Raw genomic sequence first — 15160 nt, 5'->3', positions numbered from 1 at the left:
ACTGCAGCCGCGGTCGCCATGAGGGCCAGGCATCGGCGGTTCACCCCGACGACGCCTGGCGTCCCTGCCGGCTTGTCCCCTCCGCGCAACGCCGAGGCGCGGCAGCGACGGACAAGACGGATCCGCGAGAGGCCTCACGGCCAGACCGGGAGGCCTTCCAGCCCTGCGGTTTCCGGCAGGCCGCAGATCAGGTTCGCATTCTGTATGGCCTGGCCGGCCGCGCCCTTGCCCAGATTGTCCACCACGCCCATCGCTATCACCAGGTTGCGCTTCGGATCGGCTGCATAGCTGACGAATGAGAGGTTCGAGCCGGTCGCCCATTTGGTCTGCGGCGGCGTGTCGGTGACGCGGACGAACGCCCGATCGGCGTAGAAGCGCCGGGCCGCGTCCAGGCATTGCCCGGTGGTGGCGCTGCCACGGCAGTAGATGGTGACGAGCACGCCGCGGGTCATGGGCACCAGGTGTGGCGTGAACACGAGCCCGGCCGCGTTGCCGCCGCTCAGCCGCTCGATCGTGCTGGCCATCTCGGGCATGTGGACGTGCTGGAGCAGGCCGTAGGGCGCCAGGTTCTCGTTGCTTTCGGCAAAGCCGAACCTGTTGTCGGCGCCGCCACGACCGGCACCGGAGATGCCGGTCTTGGCGTCGATCACGATGTTGCCGGGCTCGATGAGTCCGTTCACCAGCAACGGCGCCAATGCGTTCAGCGTCGCCGCGGGGAAGCAGCCGGGATTGGCAACGCGCGCCTGACCCTCGATCCGCGCTGGCCAGACGTCGGCGAGGCCGTAGGCCCAACCTTCGGCGTATCGGTGGTCGCCGCCGATGTCGACGATCCTCACCTCCCTGGGGACGCGCGCCAGCGCCTGTGCCGAACTGCCGGTGGGGAGAGAGGCGAAGAGCAGGTCGAGCTGCGGCAGGATCGCGGGGTCCCACTTCTCGATCACCAGCCCGGCGAGCCTGGCCGGCACGCCAGGGAAGCGGTCAACCAATCGGCTGCCGGCGCTGCCCTCGCCTGCGGCGTAGACGAGTTCGAAAGACGGGTGATTCGCGACCAGGCGCATCGCCTCGCCGCCACCAAAACCGCTGATTCCGACGATGCCGATGCGAATGCTCATCCTGGTGTCCTGTTGCTGGGGTGGGGGCAAAGAAAAACCCCCGAAGCCGGGGGCTGCGGGGGTCTGAAGATGCGGGCCGATGGCCCCTTGGAGGTGGACCGCTACGGGGCGGGCCTCACCGGGGCAGGGGCCTGTCTGCACGCAGCCACGCGAGCCGCCGCAAGGACATTGCGGCGGCGTCGGCCTGCGGTGCTGAGGTGAAGCCCGTGCATGACGCGACGCTAGGTGTTCGCCCGAACGCCTGTCAACACGGTCTTCACCGAGTTGCACGGCACCAGGTGACGGTTCCCAAAGGCCTTTCGGCCTTTGGTGGGGTGGGGTTCAGGGGAGGGGCAAGGCCCATCCCCGCCCGCGTCACACCAGCCGCGCCTGCTTCACCGCCGCCCCCACGAATCCCGCGAACAGCGGATGCGGGTCGAACGGCTTCGACTTCAGTTCCGGGTGGTACTGCACGCCGATGAACCAGGGGTGGTCCGGGTACTCCACGATCTCGGGCAGCACGCCGTCCGGCGACATGCCCGAGAAGCGCAGCCCCGCCGCCTCCAGCCGGTCCTTGAAGGCGACGTTGACCTCGAAGCGGTGGCGGTGGCGTTCCTCGATGGCCCCAGCGCCGCCATAGACCTCCCGCACCAGGGATCCCTCGGCAAGCGCGGCCGGATAGGCGCCGAGGCGCATCGTGCCGCCGAGGTTGCCGCGCGCATCCCGTCGCTCGACCTCGTTGCCGCGCAGCCATTCGGTCAGCAGCCCGACCACCGGCTCGGCACAGGGGCCAAATTCCGTGGAGGACGCGCCCCGGATGCCGAGCAGGTTCCGCGCCGCCTCGATCACGGCCATCTGCATGCCGAAGCAGATGCCGAAGAACGGCACGCGGCGCTCGCGCGCGAAGCGCACCGCCTCGATCTTGCCCTCGGTGCCGCGTTCGCCGAAGCCGCCGGGCACCAGGATGCCGTGCACATGCTCGAGCCGCGCCACCGCCTCGGCGTCGTCCTCGAAGATCTGGCTGTCCACCCAGTCGAGCCGCACCTTGACGTTGTGCGCGATGCCGCCGTGCGTCAGCGCCTCGGACAGGGATTTATAGGCGTCGAGCAGGTTCGTGTACTTGCCGACGATCGCGATGGTGACCTCGCCCTCCGGCTCCTTCACCGCCTGCACGATGCGCTCCCACCGGCCGAGATCGGGCTCGCCATAGGCCGAGAGGCCGAAATGGCGGAGCACTTCCCGGTCCATCCCCTCCCGGTGGTAGGCGAGCGGCACCTCGTAGATGGTCGAGGCATCGAGCGCCGGGATCACGCTTTCCGGGCGCACGTTGCAGAACAGCGCGATCTTCCGGCGCTCGTTCTCCGGGATCGGCCGGTCGCAGCGGCACAGCAGGATCTGCGGCTGGATGCCGAGGCCGAGCAGCTCCTTCACGCTGTGCTGCGTCGGCTTGGTCTTGAGCTCGCCGGCCGACGGGATGTAGGGCACCAGCGTCAGGTGCACGAACAGGCTGCGCTGCGGGCCGAGTTCGTTGGCCAGCTGGCGCATGGCTTCCAGGAAGGGCAGGCTCTCGATGTCGCCGACCGTGCCGCCGATCTCGACCAGCACGAAGTCGTAGCCGTCGGTCTCGGCCTGGATGACTTCCTTGATCTTGTCGGTGATGTGCGGAATGACCTGCACCGTCCCGCCGAGGTAGTCGCCCCGGCGCTCGGCCGCGATCACGTCGAGGTAGAGCCGCCCGGTCGTCCAGTTGTCCGGCTTGCGGGCGGGCACCCCCGTGAAGCGTTCATAGTGGCCAAGGTCGAGGTCGGTCTCGGCCCCGTCGTCGGTCACGTAGACCTCGCCGTGCTGGTAGGGGCTCATCGTCCCCGGGTCGACGTTGAGGTAGGGGTCGAGCTTGCGCAGCCGGACCTTGTAGCCACGGGCCTGCAACAACGCGCCGAGGGAGGCGGAGGCGATGCCCTTGCCGAGGGAGGAGACCACGCCGCCGGTGATGAAGACGAACCGCGCCATGGGCGCCCTCCATAACAACTCGCGCGTGATGCCGCCACCCGCGCGATTGGCGGGGCGGCCAAGCGCCCGGAAGTGATTGCGAAGACTGGACTAGTTGGTGGGCACGGCCGGGGCGGCGGGCAGGCTGGGCACGCTGGCCGGCGGCGAATCGAGGATCGAGCGGTTCTGCTGCGACGCCCCCTTGTTCAGGATGGCGAGCGTCAGTGCGATCGAGAAGAACAGCGCGCCGAGGATCGCCGTCGCGCGCGTCAGGAGGTTCGCGGTGCCGCGCCCGCCCATGAACGACCCCATGCCGCCGCCGGACGACCCGACGCCGAGGCCGCCGCCCTCGCTGCGCTGCAGCAGCACGACGCCGATCAGCGCCAGGGTGACGAAAAGATGGAGGACGAGCAGGACGGTGGTCATGGTGCCGGGGCTTTTAGCGGAGGCGGCCGGGCGCTGCCAGTAGGGATGACGCGAGCGTCCTGGCGAGGGCTCAGGCCGCGGCGCGCGCGATCCCGAGGAAATCCTCCGCCACAAGGCTCGCGCCACCCACCAGCGCGCCATCCACATGCGGCAGCGCCAGGATCGCGGCCGCGTTCGAGGGCTTCACCGAGCCGCCATAGAGGATGCGCAGCGTCGCCCCCGCCCCCGGGAAGGCGGCGACCAGCCGGGCGCGGATCATGGCGTGCATGGCGGCGATGTCGGCCTCGGTCGGCGTCCGGCCGGTGCCGATCGCCCAGACCGGTTCGTAGGCGACGACCCCGCCGGCCGCGCCGAAGCCTTCCGGCAGGCTGCCCGCGACCTGCTCGGCGACCACCTCCTCGGCCCGGCCGAGCAGGCGGTCGTCCTCGGGCTCGCCGACGCAGACGATGGGGGTCAGCCCGGCGGCGATCGCGGCCTCGGCCTTGGCGCGCACCGTGGGGTCGGTCTCGCGGTAGGCGGCCCGGCGCTCGGAATGGCCGAGGATGACGAAGCGCGCCCCCGCATCGGCCAGCATCGGCGCCGCGATGTCCCCGGTATGGGCGCCCTTGGCGGCCGCGTGGCAATCCTGCCCGCCGACCGCGACCGGGCCGCCGGCCAGCGCCGCGGCCAAGGCCGCGAGGAGCGTGGCGGGCGGGCAGACGACGAGGTCCGCCGGCAGGCCCCCGGCCCCCGCCGCCACCGCCCGCGCCAGGGCGAGCCCATCGGCGGCCATCCCGTGCATCTTCCAGTTGCCGGCGATCAGGGGGCGCACTCCGGGGGTCATGGGCATCTCCTCGAACCTGGCGACCCGGTTACCGGTGCCCTTCGGCCCTGTCCATGCCCTGAGCCCCTTCCGCCGCCCCCGGCACGCGGGTAAGGACGCGCCATGCTCACCGCGCTCCGCCGCATGGCCGGCACCTGGGTCGCCAAGATCCTCTTCGCCCTTCTCGTCCTGTCCTTCGCCGTCTGGGGGATCGAGGACGTCGTCCGCAACCTCGGCCGCGAGACCGCGGTCGCGACCGTGGGCAGCGAGAAGATCGAGCTGACCGAGGCGCAGGCCGCCGCGCGACGGGAGATGAGCCGCATCGCCCGCCAGCTCGGCAGCCGCTTCGAGGCGGACGAGAACATCCGCCGCGCCGTCGCCGCCTCGGCGCTGGAACAGCTGGTCTCGGACCGGGCGCTGCGGGTCGAGGCCCGGCGGATGGGCCTGGCCGCCCCCGCCGGCACGGTGCGCGACGCGGTCTTCGCCATCCCCGGCCTGACCGGCTCGGACGGCGCCTTTTCCCGCCCGCTGCTCGACAGCCTGCTCCGGCAGAACGACCTGAACGAGGCGCAGTTCCTCCAGATCATCGCGGGCGACGTGCTGCGCCAGCAGCTGGCCGGCGCGGTGCGCGCCGGCGCCAGCGCACCCGATGCGATGACCGCGCCGCTGCTCGCCTGGGCGATGGAGCGGCGCGTGGCGGACGTGGTCGTGGTCCCGCTGGCCGCCATGCCCGAGCCGGAGGCCCCGACCGAAGCGCAGCTCCGCCGCTGGCAGGAGAACAACCCGGCCCGCTTCTCCGCCCCCGAGTACCGCCAGGCGGCGATCGCCCTGCTGACGACGGACGCCGTCGCGGCCGAGATCGAGGTGCCCGACAGCGCGCTGGCCGAGGCCTACGAGCAGCGCCGCGCGCAGTACGACACGCCGGAGCGCCGGGCGATCCGCCAGGCTGTGCTGCCGGAGGAAGCGGCGGCGCGCGAACTGGCCGCCACCTGGCGCGGCGGGGCCGAGTTCGAGGCCGTCGAGGCCGCGGCCACCGCGGCCGGTGGCTCGGCGGCCAACCTCGGCCTGCTGGACCGCGCGACGCTGCCGATCCCGGCGGTGGCCGAGGCCGCCTTCGCCGCCGCCCCCGGCAGCGTCGCCGATCCGGTGCAAAGCCCCTTCGGCTGGCATGTCCTGCAGGTCGAGCGCATCGAGCCGGCGACCACCCGGACCCTGGCCGAGGTGCGCGAGGAATTGCGCCGCGAGGTCGCCCGCGACCGCGCGGCCGACCAGGCCTATGAGCGCGCGAACCGCGTCGAGGACGCGCTGGCCGGCGGCTCCGGCATCGCCGAGGCCGCGCAGCGCTTCGGCCTGCAGCTCGTGACCGTCACGCTGGATGCCTCCGGGCGCGACCCGGCGGGCGAGACGGTCGCGCTGCCCCTGCCCGACGCGCAGCGCGAGGAGCTGCTCCGCGCGGTCTTCGCCGCGCGGCAGGGCGACGCGCCCCGCATGGCCGAGATGGGCGACGCCTTCGTGGCGATCGAGATCCGCAACGTGACGCCGCCGGCGCTCCGACCCTTCGAGACCGTGGAGGCCGCCGTGCGCGAAGGCTACCTGGCCGAGGCGCGCCGCCGGGCGGCCGAGGAGCGCGCCGCCGGGCTGCTCGCCGCCCTCCGCGCCGGCCGCAGCGCGGCCGAGGCGGCGCAGGAGGCCGGGCTGCCGCTGGCCCGCCTCGGCCCCTTCGGCCGCAACCCCGCCACCGCCGCGCCGCTGCCGCCGGAACTGGTGGCGCCGCTGTTCGAGGCCGCGCCCGACGGCGCGACAATGGCCGAGACGCGGGACGGCTTCGCGGTCGCGCGGCTGGTCGACATCGTGCGCTTCGACCCGGCGTCGGACCCGCTCGGCCTCGGCCGCGTCAGGGCCGAGGTCGAGGAGGCGATGCAGGAGGAGCTCGAACAGCAATTCGCCGTCGCACTGCGCGCCCGCGCCGGCGTGACCGTCAACCGGAACCTGCTGGAACAGGTGACCGGCCGATGAACGGGACGGGCTTCGCCGCCCTCCGCGCGGCGCTCGAGGCAGGGCGCGGCAGCATCCTGGTGCGCGAGCGCGTGGCGGACCTCGACACGCCCGTCGGCGCCTTCCTGAAGCTGACCGGCGGCGCGCAAGCCAACGCCTTCCTGCTGGAATCGATCGAAGGGGGCGCCGCGCGCGGCCGCTATTCGGCGATCGGCCTGGCCCCCGACCTGGTCTGGCGCTGCCGCGACGGCCAGGCCGAGATCAACCGCCACGCCCTGTCGGCTCCGCACGCCTTCGTGGCCGACGAAGCGCCCGCGCTCGACAGCCTGCGCCGCCTTATCGCCGAATGCCGGATGCCCGTGCCGCCGGGCCTCCCACCCATGGCGGCGGGGCTGTTCGGCTACCTCGGCTACGACATGGTCCGGCTGATCGAGCGCCTGCCGGCGACCAACCCCGACGTGCTCGGCATCCCCGACGCCGTGCTGACCCGCCCGACCCTGATGGCGGTCTTCGACCATGTGCGGGACACGCTGACCCTCTGCGCCCCGGTCTGGCCCGGCGCCGAGCCGCAGGCCGCCTGGGAGGCGGCGAATGCGCGCCTCGATGAGGCCGAGGCCGCGCTCGACCGGCCTGTGCCGCGCGCCGCCCCGCCCGCAAGCCTGCCCGCGCAGCCCGCGCCCGCGAGCAACTTCACCGAGGCCGGCTACATCGCGGCGGTCGAGCGCGCCAAGGAATACATCCGGGCCGGCGACGCCTTCCAGATCGTGCCGGCGCAGCGCTTCTCCGCGCCCTTCGCGCTGCCGCCCTTCGCCCTCTATCGCGCGCTGCGCCGGATCAATCCCGCGCCCTTCCTGGTGTTCGGGGATTTCGGCGGGTTCTCCGTCGTGGCCGCGAGCCCCGAGATCCTGGTGCGCTGCCGCGACAACACGGTCACCGTCCGCCCGCTGGCCGGCACGCGCCGCCGCGGCGCGACGCCCGAGGAGGACCGCGCGCTGGAGGCCGAGCTACTGGCCGACCCGAAGGAACGCGCCGAGCACCTGATGCTGCTCGACCTCGGCCGCAACGATGTCGGCCGCGTCGCCGCGATCGGCTCCGTCAAGGTGACGGCGCAGTTCCAGGTCGAGCGCTATTCGCAGGTCATGCACATCGGATCCGAGGTGCAGGGCCGGCTGCGGGACGGTCTCGACGCGCTCGATGCCTACTGCGCCGGCTTCCCGGCGGGCACGCTCACCGGCGCGCCGAAGATCCGCGCCATGGAGATCATCGAGGAACTCGAGCCCTCCCGCCGCGGCCTCTATGCTGGCGGCATCGGGTATTTCGGCGCCGATGGCGGCATGGACACCTGCATCGCGCTGCGCACCGCGCTGGTGAAGGACGGCACGATGTACGTGCAGGCCGGCGCCGGCGTGGTGGCCGATTCCGACCCGAAGGCGGAATATGAGGAGACGGTGCAGAAGGCGCGCGCCCTGTTCCGCGCGGCCGAGGAGGCGGTGCGCTTCGCCTCCGGCCGGCGCTGACGCCGTGGCGGGGCCGGACCTCGACCCGATCCTCCGGCTGATCGAGGACGCGCGGGAGTCCGGCCGCGCGCTGGAAGCGGCCGTGGCGCTGCGGCGCCTGCGCGCCCTGGCGCCGGACGACCTCGGCCTGCAGGTGGCGCATGCGCGGACCTGCTTCGCCGCCGGCCTCTGGGCCGAGGCGTGGGACGCCTTCGAGGTGCGCTTCCGCCTGATGCCGGAGGCCTACCCCCAGGTGACGCGCCAGGGGCCGCGCGGCCCCGAGCCCGTGGCGCCCTGGCGCGGCGGCGAGGCGCCCGGGGCGGTGCTGGTGATGGGGGAGCAGGGCCTCGGCGACACAATCCAGTTCGCCCGCTACCTGCCCCTGCTGCGCGACCGCGGCGCGCGGGTCCACGCGGTGCTCGACCGGCGGCTCCATCGTCTGCTCGCGCCGCTCTGCGAGGGGATCGAACTCCGGCCTGCGGCCGATCCCGGCGGAATTGCCGCATCGGCCTGGCTGCCGCTGCTGAACCTGCCGCGTGCGCTCGGCCTGCGGCCGCAGCAGTATCGCGGGCGGATCCCCTACCTCGCGGCCGATCCGGACCGCCTGGAACGCTGGCGCCGGCGCATCGGCCCGGAGGGGCTGCGGATCGGCATCGCCTGGCAAGGCAATCCGGCCGCGCCCGTGGACGGCCACCGCTCGGCGCCGCTCGCCGCCTTCGCGCCGCTCGCACGGATCGAGGGCGCGCGCCTGGTGTCCCTGCAGAAGGGGCCGGGCGAGGAGCAGGATGCGCCCTTCCCCCTCGACCGGCTCGGGCCGGAACTGGACGTCGGGGCGGACGCCTTCCTCGACACGGCGGCGGCCATCGCGGCGATGGACCTCGTGGTCACGGTGGACACGGCCGCGGTCCACCTCGCGGGGGCGCTCGGCAAGCCCGTGCTGATGCTGGCCCATGGGCGCCACGCCGACTGGCGCTGGCAGCCGGGGCGGGAGGACAGCGTCTGGTACCCGACGCTGCGCATCCTCCGATGCCCCGATGGCGGGGGGGACTGGCAGGCGGCTGCGGCGCGCGCGGCCTTCCTGGTGCGCACCGGGGACCTGCCGCCGGAAGCGTGACGCGGGGCCTCAGCGCCCGACGATGGCCATCATCTCGGCCAGGTGCAGGAGCGTCCAGGCCGCGCTGGCGAGCAGCGCCGCCCAGATCATGCCGCGCCCGAGCCACGGCCGCCCGGTCCGGCGGACGACCTCGCCCGCGACGGCCAGCACGACCATCGCGACCGGCACCGTCCATGTCAGCCCGTCAAGCAGTTCCGTCACGCCTGGCTCTCCCGGACCACCGCATCCTCCCCTTCGCGGGCCGCGCGCGGCGGCGCCACGCCGGGGTCGTCCGGCCGATGCGCCGTGCCGGTGTTCGGCGACCTCCGGCCCCCGCGCAGGCTAGAGGAGCGCCCGATCGGATGGAACCGCTGAGCGGTTCCGCCGATCGGGCATAAGCTGTTCGGGACCATATGCCTTCTAAAGCGAGATATCCGATCGGATGTATCCATCTGATCGGATCTTGCTTCAGTCTCTCGCCACGCCGAGGGGAACCGGGTCGCCAGACGCCGACCTTGATTCCCCCGCGCGTCGGGTCCAAGGATCACGCGCCATGATCCTGCTGATCGACAACTACGACAGTTTCACCTTCAACCTTTTCCACTTCCTGGGCGACCTCGGGGCGCAGGTGGAGGTGCGGCGGAACGACGCGATAGACCCGCAGGGCGTTCTCGCGATGAAGCCCGAGGCGGTCGTGCTCTCTCCCGGCCCCTGCACGCCGAACGAAGCGGGCATCTGCCTGCCGCTGATCGCGCTCGCCGCCGAGGCGCGGCTGCCCGTGCTCGGCGTCTGCCTAGGCCACCAGGCGATCGGGCAGGCCTTCGGGGGCCGGGTGATCCGCGCCCCGGAACCCGTACACGGCAAGGTCTGGCAGGTGCATCACGCCGGGCGCGACGTCTTCGCCGGCATCCCCTCCCCCTTCGCGGCCACGCGCTACCATTCCCTGATCGTGGAGCGCGGCTCGATGCCCGACTGCCTCGACGTCACGGCCTGGACCGAGGACGGGCTGGTGATGGGCCTGAAGCATCGCGACCTGCCGATCTCGGGCGTGCAGTTCCACCCGGAGAGCATCGCCTCCGCCCATGGCCACGACCTGCTGCGCAACTTCCTGACCCTCGCCGGCGCCCGCCTGCCCGTCCCTGCCTGAGCGCCATGTCCCTCAAGCCCATCCTGGCGCGCCTCGCCGCCGCCGAACGCCTTTCGGAATCCGAGGCCGAGGACGCCTTCGGCATCATCATGGGCGGCGAGGCGACGCCCGCGCAGATCGCCGGCCTGCTGATGGCCCTGCGCGTACGCGGCGAGACGGTGGCCGAGATGACCGGCGCCGTGCGTGCCATGCGCGCGCGCATGGTGGCGGTCGAGGCGCCGGCCGATGCGATGGACATCGTCGGCACCGGCGGCGACGCGGCGGGCACGCTCAACATCAGCACGGCGGCGGCCATGGTGGTGGCGGGCGCGGGCGTGCCGGTCGCCAAGCACGGCAACCGGGCGCTGTCCTCGCGCTCGGGCGCGGCGGACGCGCTCTCGGCGCTCGGCATCTCGCTCGACCTGCCCTTCGAGCGCCTGCCGGGCGTGCTGCGCGACGCCGGCATGGTCTTCCTCATGGCGCCACGGCACCATGCCTCGATGCGCCATGCGGCCGGGCCGCGGGTGGAACTCGGCACGCGCACCATCTTCAACCTGCTGGGCCCGCTCGCGAACCCCGCGCGCGTGCGGCGCCAGATGACCGGCGCCTTCGCCCCCGAATGGCTGCGCCCGATGGCCGAGGCGCTCGGCCGCCTCGGCACGGAGCGCGCGTGGCTAGTGCATGGCCAGGGGCTCGACGAGCTGACGCTCGCCGGCGAGAGCCAGGTGGTGGCCCTCGAGCCCGACGGGTCGCTCCGCGACTTCACCGTGGTGCCGGAGGATGCCGGGCTGGCGCGCGCGCCCGCCTCGGCGCTCAAGGGCGGCGACCCGGCCGAGAATGCCGCGGCGCTCGAAGCCTTGCTGCGCGGCGCGCCCGGACCCTACCGCGATGTCGTGCTGCTGAACGCCGCGGCGTCGCTGATCGTGGCCGACCGCGCCGCCGACCTGCGCGAGGGCGCGGCGCTGGCCGCCCGCGCGATAGACGAAGGGACGGCGCTTGGCGTACTCACGCGCCTCCGCGCCCTCTGCCCCCCCAAGGACGCCGCCGCATGAACGCCCCCCATGTCGTGACCACCGCCGCCGGCATCGTCTCGGTCCCCGATGTCCTGGTCCGCATCGTCGCCGACAAGGAGAAGGAGGTTGCCGAGCGCATGGCCGCGACCTCGCAATCCGAGATCGAGCGCGCCGCGGCGCATGCGCCCCCGGTGCGCGATTTCGTGGGTGCCCTCTGCGCCCGGATCGGGGAGGGCCGCACGGGGCTGATCGCCGAGATCAAGCGCGCATCGCCCTCCGGCGGGCTGATCCGCGACCCCTTCGACCCGCCGGCGCTGGCGAAGGCCTATGAGGAGGGCGGCGCCGCGTGCCTGTCGATCCTGACCGACGCCCCCTATTTCCAGGGCGCGCGGGAGCATCTGGAAGGCGCGCGCGCGGCCTGTTCCCTGCCCGTGCTGCGCAAGGACTTCATGATCCACCCCTGGCAGGTCTTCGAGGCGCGCGCGATGGGCGCCGACGCCATCCTGCTGATCATGGCCTGCCTGTCGGACGACATGGCGGCGGAACTGCTGGAACTTGCCCGTTCGCTCGACATGGCGGTGCTGGCCGAGGTGCACGACCGCAAGGAGCTCGATCGCGCACTCGGTCTCAACACGCGGCTCATCGGCATCAACAACCGCGACCTGCGCACGCTGCAGACCGACATCGCGACGACCGAGGCGCTGGCGCCGCTCGTGCCCGCCGACCGCCTGCCGGTGGCGGAAAGCGGCATCCGCACCCCCGCCGACGTGCGCCGCATGGCGATGGCCGGGGCGCATTGCATCCTGGTGGGCGAACACCTGATGCGGCAGGACGACGTCACCGCCGCCGCGCGCGACCTGGTCAACGCGCGCTGAGCGCCGCTCCATGGCGCTGACCCATTTCGACGCCGCCGGGCGCGCCGCTATGGTGGATGTCTCGGCCAAGGACGAGACGGTGCGCAGCGCCACCGCGCGCGGGCGCATCGTGATGCAGCCGGCCACGCTGGCGCTGATCCGCGAGGGCCGCGCGGGTAAGGGCGACGTTCTCGGCGTCGCGCGCATCGCCGGCATCATGGCGGCGAAGAAGACCTCCGACCTCATTCCGCTCTGCCACCCGTTGATGATCAGCAAGGTCACGGTGGATCTCGAACCGGAAGGCGAGGACGCCGTCGCGATCGAGGCCACCGTGAAGCTCACCGGCAAGACCGGCGTCGAGATGGAGGCGCTGACCGCGGTCAGCGTCGCCGCGCTCACCGTCTATGACATGGTCAAGGCGGTGGACCGTGGCATGCGCATCGAGGATGTGCGCCTGGTCCACAAGGCCGGCGGCAAGTCGGGCGAGTTCCGTGGCGAATGACCTGCTGCCGGTCGAGGACGCCCGCGCGCGCATCCTCGCCGCGCTGACGCCGACCGCAGCCGAGACGGTCGCGCTGGCCGAGGGCGCGGGGCGCGTGCTGGCGCGCCCTGTCTCCGCGCGGCTGACGCAGCCGCCGGCCGATGTATCGGCCATGGACGGCTACGCCGTGCGCGCGGCGGACGCGACCGCGGGCGCGGTGTTGCGCATGACCGGCGCCGCCCCGGCCGGGCGCCCCTTCGCGGGCCGCGTCGGCGCCGGGGAAGCGGTGCGCATCTTCACCGGCGGCTTCGTGCCCGACGGCGCGGACGCGATCCTGCTGCAGGAGGACGCGACCGCCGCCGACGGCACCGTCCGCGTGAACGAGGCGGTGCAGACCGGGCGCTGGATCCGAAGGCGGGGCCTCGACTTCGCCGAGGGCGCCGAGGTGCTGTCGGCCGGGCGGCGCCTTACGGCGCGCGACATCGGCCTGGCCGCGGCGTCGAACAACCCCTGGCTCGCGGTGCATCGCCGCCCGCGCATCGGCATCCTCGCGACCGGCGACGAGATCGCGCTGCCGGGGGACCCGATCCCGCCGGGCGGCATCGTCTCCTCCAACGCACATGCGCTGGCCGCGCTCGTGAAGGGCGCGGGCGGCGATCCGGTCGTGCTGCCGATCGCGCCCGACGACACGCGCGCCATCGCCGAGGCCGCCGCCGCCGCCCACGCCTTCGACCTGCTGGTCACGACCGGCGGCGCCAGCGTGGGCGAGCACGACCTGATCCAGCAGGCGCTGGGCGGCGAAGGCTTCGAGCTCGGCTTCTGGAAGATCGCGATGCGGCCGGGCAAGCCGCTCATCTGGGGCCGGCTCGGCCGCACGCCGGTGCTGGGGCTGCCGGGCAACCCCGTCTCGGCCATGGTCTGCGGCGTGGTGTTCCTGATCCCGGCGATCGCGCGGCTGTCGGGCCTGCCGGGCGCGCCGCCGCCGACACGGCGCGTGCTGACGGCCGCGCCGCTGGCGGAGAACGACCGGCGCGCGGACCACCTGCGCGCCGCGCTGTCGCTGGACGCCGAGGGGCGGATGCTGGCGACGCCCGCGCCGGTGCAGGATTCCTCGATGCTGGCGACGCTGGCGCGGGCGGATGCGCTGGTGCTGCGCGCGCCCTTCGCGCCGGCGCTGGCGGCGGGCAGCGAGGTGGAGGCGATCGTTCTCGGCGATCTCGGGGTGTGAAGGTCGGGGGGAGAGAACTCTCCCCGATCCCCCCTCCTTCTTTGGCACTTGGCGCCAGTCCGACGATCAGTCCCAAGTTCCAAAGAAGGGAGTGGGATCGGGGGAGGTTCTCCTCCCCCGACCTCACCCATTGGCCGCGGCGATGATCCTGAGCAGGCTCTCATCCCGCCCGAGCGCCCAGAGCACCGCGTTGATCGGCGGGCTGGTGGTGCTGCCCGACAGCGCCACGCGCAGCGGCTGCGCAACGTCCTTCAGCTTGACCTGCTTGACCTCGGCGTAGTCGCGCAGCCACGCCTCGAGGTCCGCCTTCTCCCACGGGGCGGCCGAGAGGAACTCGGCCAGGTCCGCGAGCCGCGCACGCGCCTCGGGCGTCAGCAGCGCGAGCGCCTTCGCCTCCATCGCCGGCGGGCCCTCATGCGCGGCGAAGGCCGCAGAACCGGCCAGTTCCTCGAGCGTCCGCGCGCGGTCCTTGAGGTCGGGCATCAGCATTCCCACGCGCTGCCCGCCATCCGTGCCGAACAGCACGCCGCGCTTGGCCAGGATCAGCAGCACCTCCCGCGTCAGGCGGTCGTCCTCCGCCTGGCGAAGATAGACGCCGTTCAGGTGCGTGAGCTTCGCGTAGTCCATGCGCGACGCGGCACGACCCACGTCCTTGACGTCGAACAGCTCGACCGCGCGGTCGTGCGGCACGATCTCCTCGTCGCCATGGCCCCAGCCGAGGCGGAGCAGGTAGTTGCAGACCGCCTCCGGCAGGTAGCCCTGCTCTCGGAACTCGAGCACCGACACCGCGCCGTGGCGCTTCGACAGCTTCGCCCCGTCGGCGCCGTGGATCAGCGGGATGTGGGCGAAATGCGGCCGTCGCCAGCCCATCGCGTCGTAGACCATGCATTGCCGGAAGGTGTTGGTCAGGTGGTCGTCGCCGCGGATGACGTGCGTGATCTCCATGTCGTGGTCGTCCACCACCACCGCATGCAGGTAGGTCGGCGTCCCGTCCGATCGCAGGATGATCATGTCGTCGAGCTCGGTGTTCTGCACGCGCACCTCCCCCTGCACGAGGTCGTGCACCACCGTCTCGCCGTCCAGCGGCGCCTTGATGCGGATGGCGTATGGCGCGTCGTGCTGCTCCGGCCCCGGCTCGCGGTCGCGCCAGCGGCGATCGTAGCGCGGCGGGCGGCCTTCGGCGGCGGCCTGCTCGCGCATCTGCGCCAGTTCGTCCGGCGTCGCCCAGCAGCGATAGGCGTGGCCCATGGCCAGCAGCGCGTTCGCGATCTCGGCGTGGCGCGCCTCGCGGCTCGCCTGGAAGACCGGCGGCTCGTCCGGCGAGAGGCCGAGCCAGGCGAGGCTTTCCAGGATCTGGTCGACCGCCGCCTGGGTCGAGCGTTCGCGATCCGTGTCCTCGATGCGCAGCAGGTAGGCGCCCTTGTGGTGGCGGGCGAACAGGTAGTTGAACAACGCGGTGCGCGCGCCGCCGATGTGCAGGTAGCCGGTGGGCGAAGGGGCGAAACGGGTGCGGACGGTCATGAGGCCTCGGCTCGGTCGCGAAGGGCTTCCTTAGACCAGAAGCGC

Annotated in this window: 14 protein-coding genes; 8 read left to right on the top strand and 6 right to left on the bottom strand. The window is 72.9% G+C overall.

The features are described 5' to 3' along the window. Positions 1–134: 134 nt before the first annotated feature. The 4 genes from argC to tpiA all read right to left on the bottom strand — a co-directional run bounded on the left by argC (position 135) and on the right by tpiA (position 4317). Entirely contained in the window at positions 135–1112 is a 978-nt protein-coding gene (gene argC / locus E8M80_RS08450) for an N-acetyl-gamma-glutamyl-phosphate reductase (protein ID WP_137125236.1), read from the bottom strand. 354 nt (positions 1113–1466) lie between these two features. Further along, positions 1467–3101: a CTP synthase gene (locus E8M80_RS08445; RefSeq protein ID WP_137125235.1), complete on the bottom strand. Its 1635-nt coding sequence runs from the start codon at positions 3099–3101 to the stop codon at positions 1467–1469. A 90-nt stretch (positions 3102–3191) separates the two neighbouring features. Then, positions 3192–3506: a preprotein translocase subunit SecG gene (gene secG, locus E8M80_RS08440; protein WP_137125234.1), complete on the bottom strand. Its 315-nt coding sequence runs from the start codon at positions 3504–3506 to the stop codon at positions 3192–3194. A 70-nt stretch (positions 3507–3576) separates the two neighbouring features. After that, positions 3577–4317 carry a triose-phosphate isomerase gene (gene tpiA, locus E8M80_RS08435; RefSeq protein ID WP_206035598.1) on the bottom strand — a complete coding sequence of 247 codons (741 nt, stop codon included), beginning with the start codon at positions 4315–4317 and terminating at the stop codon, positions 3577–3579. Between the two features lie 114 nt (positions 4318–4431). On the opposite strand from tpiA, the gene E8M80_RS08430 reads away from it, so the two are divergent. The 3 genes from E8M80_RS08430 to E8M80_RS08420 are packed head-to-tail and all read left to right on the top strand — an operon-like array spanning position 4432 to position 8913. Beyond that, positions 4432–6324: a peptidylprolyl isomerase gene (locus E8M80_RS08430; RefSeq protein ID WP_137125232.1), complete on the top strand. Its 1893-nt coding sequence runs from the start codon at positions 4432–4434 to the stop codon at positions 6322–6324. After that, positions 6321–7820, top strand: a complete 1500-nt coding sequence (gene trpE, locus E8M80_RS08425) for an anthranilate synthase component I (RefSeq protein WP_137125231.1) — start codon at positions 6321–6323, stop codon at positions 7818–7820. Before E8M80_RS08430 ends, trpE begins: the two co-directional genes overlap by 4 nt. Positions 7821–7824: 4 nt before the next feature. Beyond that, positions 7825–8913 carry a glycosyltransferase family 9 protein gene (locus E8M80_RS08420; RefSeq protein WP_170979282.1) on the top strand — a complete coding sequence of 363 codons (1089 nt, stop codon included), beginning with the start codon at positions 7825–7827 and terminating at the stop codon, positions 8911–8913. A 9-nt stretch (positions 8914–8922) separates the two neighbouring features. On the opposite strand, the gene E8M80_RS08415 is transcribed toward E8M80_RS08420, so the two are convergent. Continuing rightward, positions 8923–9114 carry a hypothetical protein gene (locus tag E8M80_RS08415; RefSeq protein ID WP_137125229.1) on the bottom strand — a complete coding sequence of 64 codons (192 nt, stop codon included), beginning with the start codon at positions 9112–9114 and terminating at the stop codon, positions 8923–8925. 331 nt (positions 9115–9445) lie between these two features. On the opposite strand from E8M80_RS08415, the gene E8M80_RS08410 reads away from it, so the two are divergent. Genes E8M80_RS08410 through glp form a run of 5 tightly spaced genes read left to right on the top strand, consistent with a single transcriptional unit; the run spans position 9446 to position 13594 of the window. Continuing rightward, entirely contained in the window at positions 9446–10039 is a 594-nt protein-coding gene (locus tag E8M80_RS08410) for an aminodeoxychorismate/anthranilate synthase component II (protein ID WP_137125228.1), read from the top strand. Positions 10040–10044: 5 nt separating this feature from the next. Next, positions 10045–11070, top strand: a complete 1026-nt coding sequence (gene trpD / locus E8M80_RS08405) for an anthranilate phosphoribosyltransferase (protein ID WP_137125227.1) — start codon at positions 10045–10047, stop codon at positions 11068–11070. Then, complete coding sequence (trpC, locus tag E8M80_RS08400) at positions 11067–11906, top strand: indole-3-glycerol phosphate synthase TrpC (RefSeq protein WP_137125226.1); 840 nt, start codon at positions 11067–11069, stop codon at positions 11904–11906. Before trpD ends, trpC begins: the two co-directional genes overlap by 4 nt. Before the next feature lie 10 nt (positions 11907–11916). Next, on the top strand, positions 11917–12387 hold the full coding sequence (gene moaC, locus E8M80_RS08395) for a cyclic pyranopterin monophosphate synthase MoaC (protein ID WP_137125225.1): 471 nt from the start codon (positions 11917–11919) through the stop codon (positions 12385–12387). 1 nt (position 12388) lies between these two features. After that, positions 12389–13594: a gephyrin-like molybdotransferase Glp gene (gene glp, locus E8M80_RS08390; protein WP_137125384.1), complete on the top strand. Its 1206-nt coding sequence runs from the start codon at positions 12389–12391 to the stop codon at positions 13592–13594. A 123-nt stretch (positions 13595–13717) separates the two neighbouring features. On the opposite strand, the gene gltX is transcribed toward glp, so the two are convergent. Continuing rightward, positions 13718–15115: a glutamate--tRNA ligase gene (gene gltX / locus E8M80_RS08385; protein ID WP_137125224.1), complete on the bottom strand. Its 1398-nt coding sequence runs from the start codon at positions 15113–15115 to the stop codon at positions 13718–13720. Positions 15116–15160 lie beyond the last annotated feature (45 nt).

The organism is Roseomonas sp. HF4 (assembly GCF_005222755.1).
In the GTDB taxonomy this organism is placed as follows: Bacteria; Pseudomonadota; Alphaproteobacteria; order Acetobacterales; family Acetobacteraceae; genus Neoroseomonas.
Note: the sequence above shows the minus strand (reverse complement) of the source record. Positions and strands in the feature narration are given on the sequence as shown.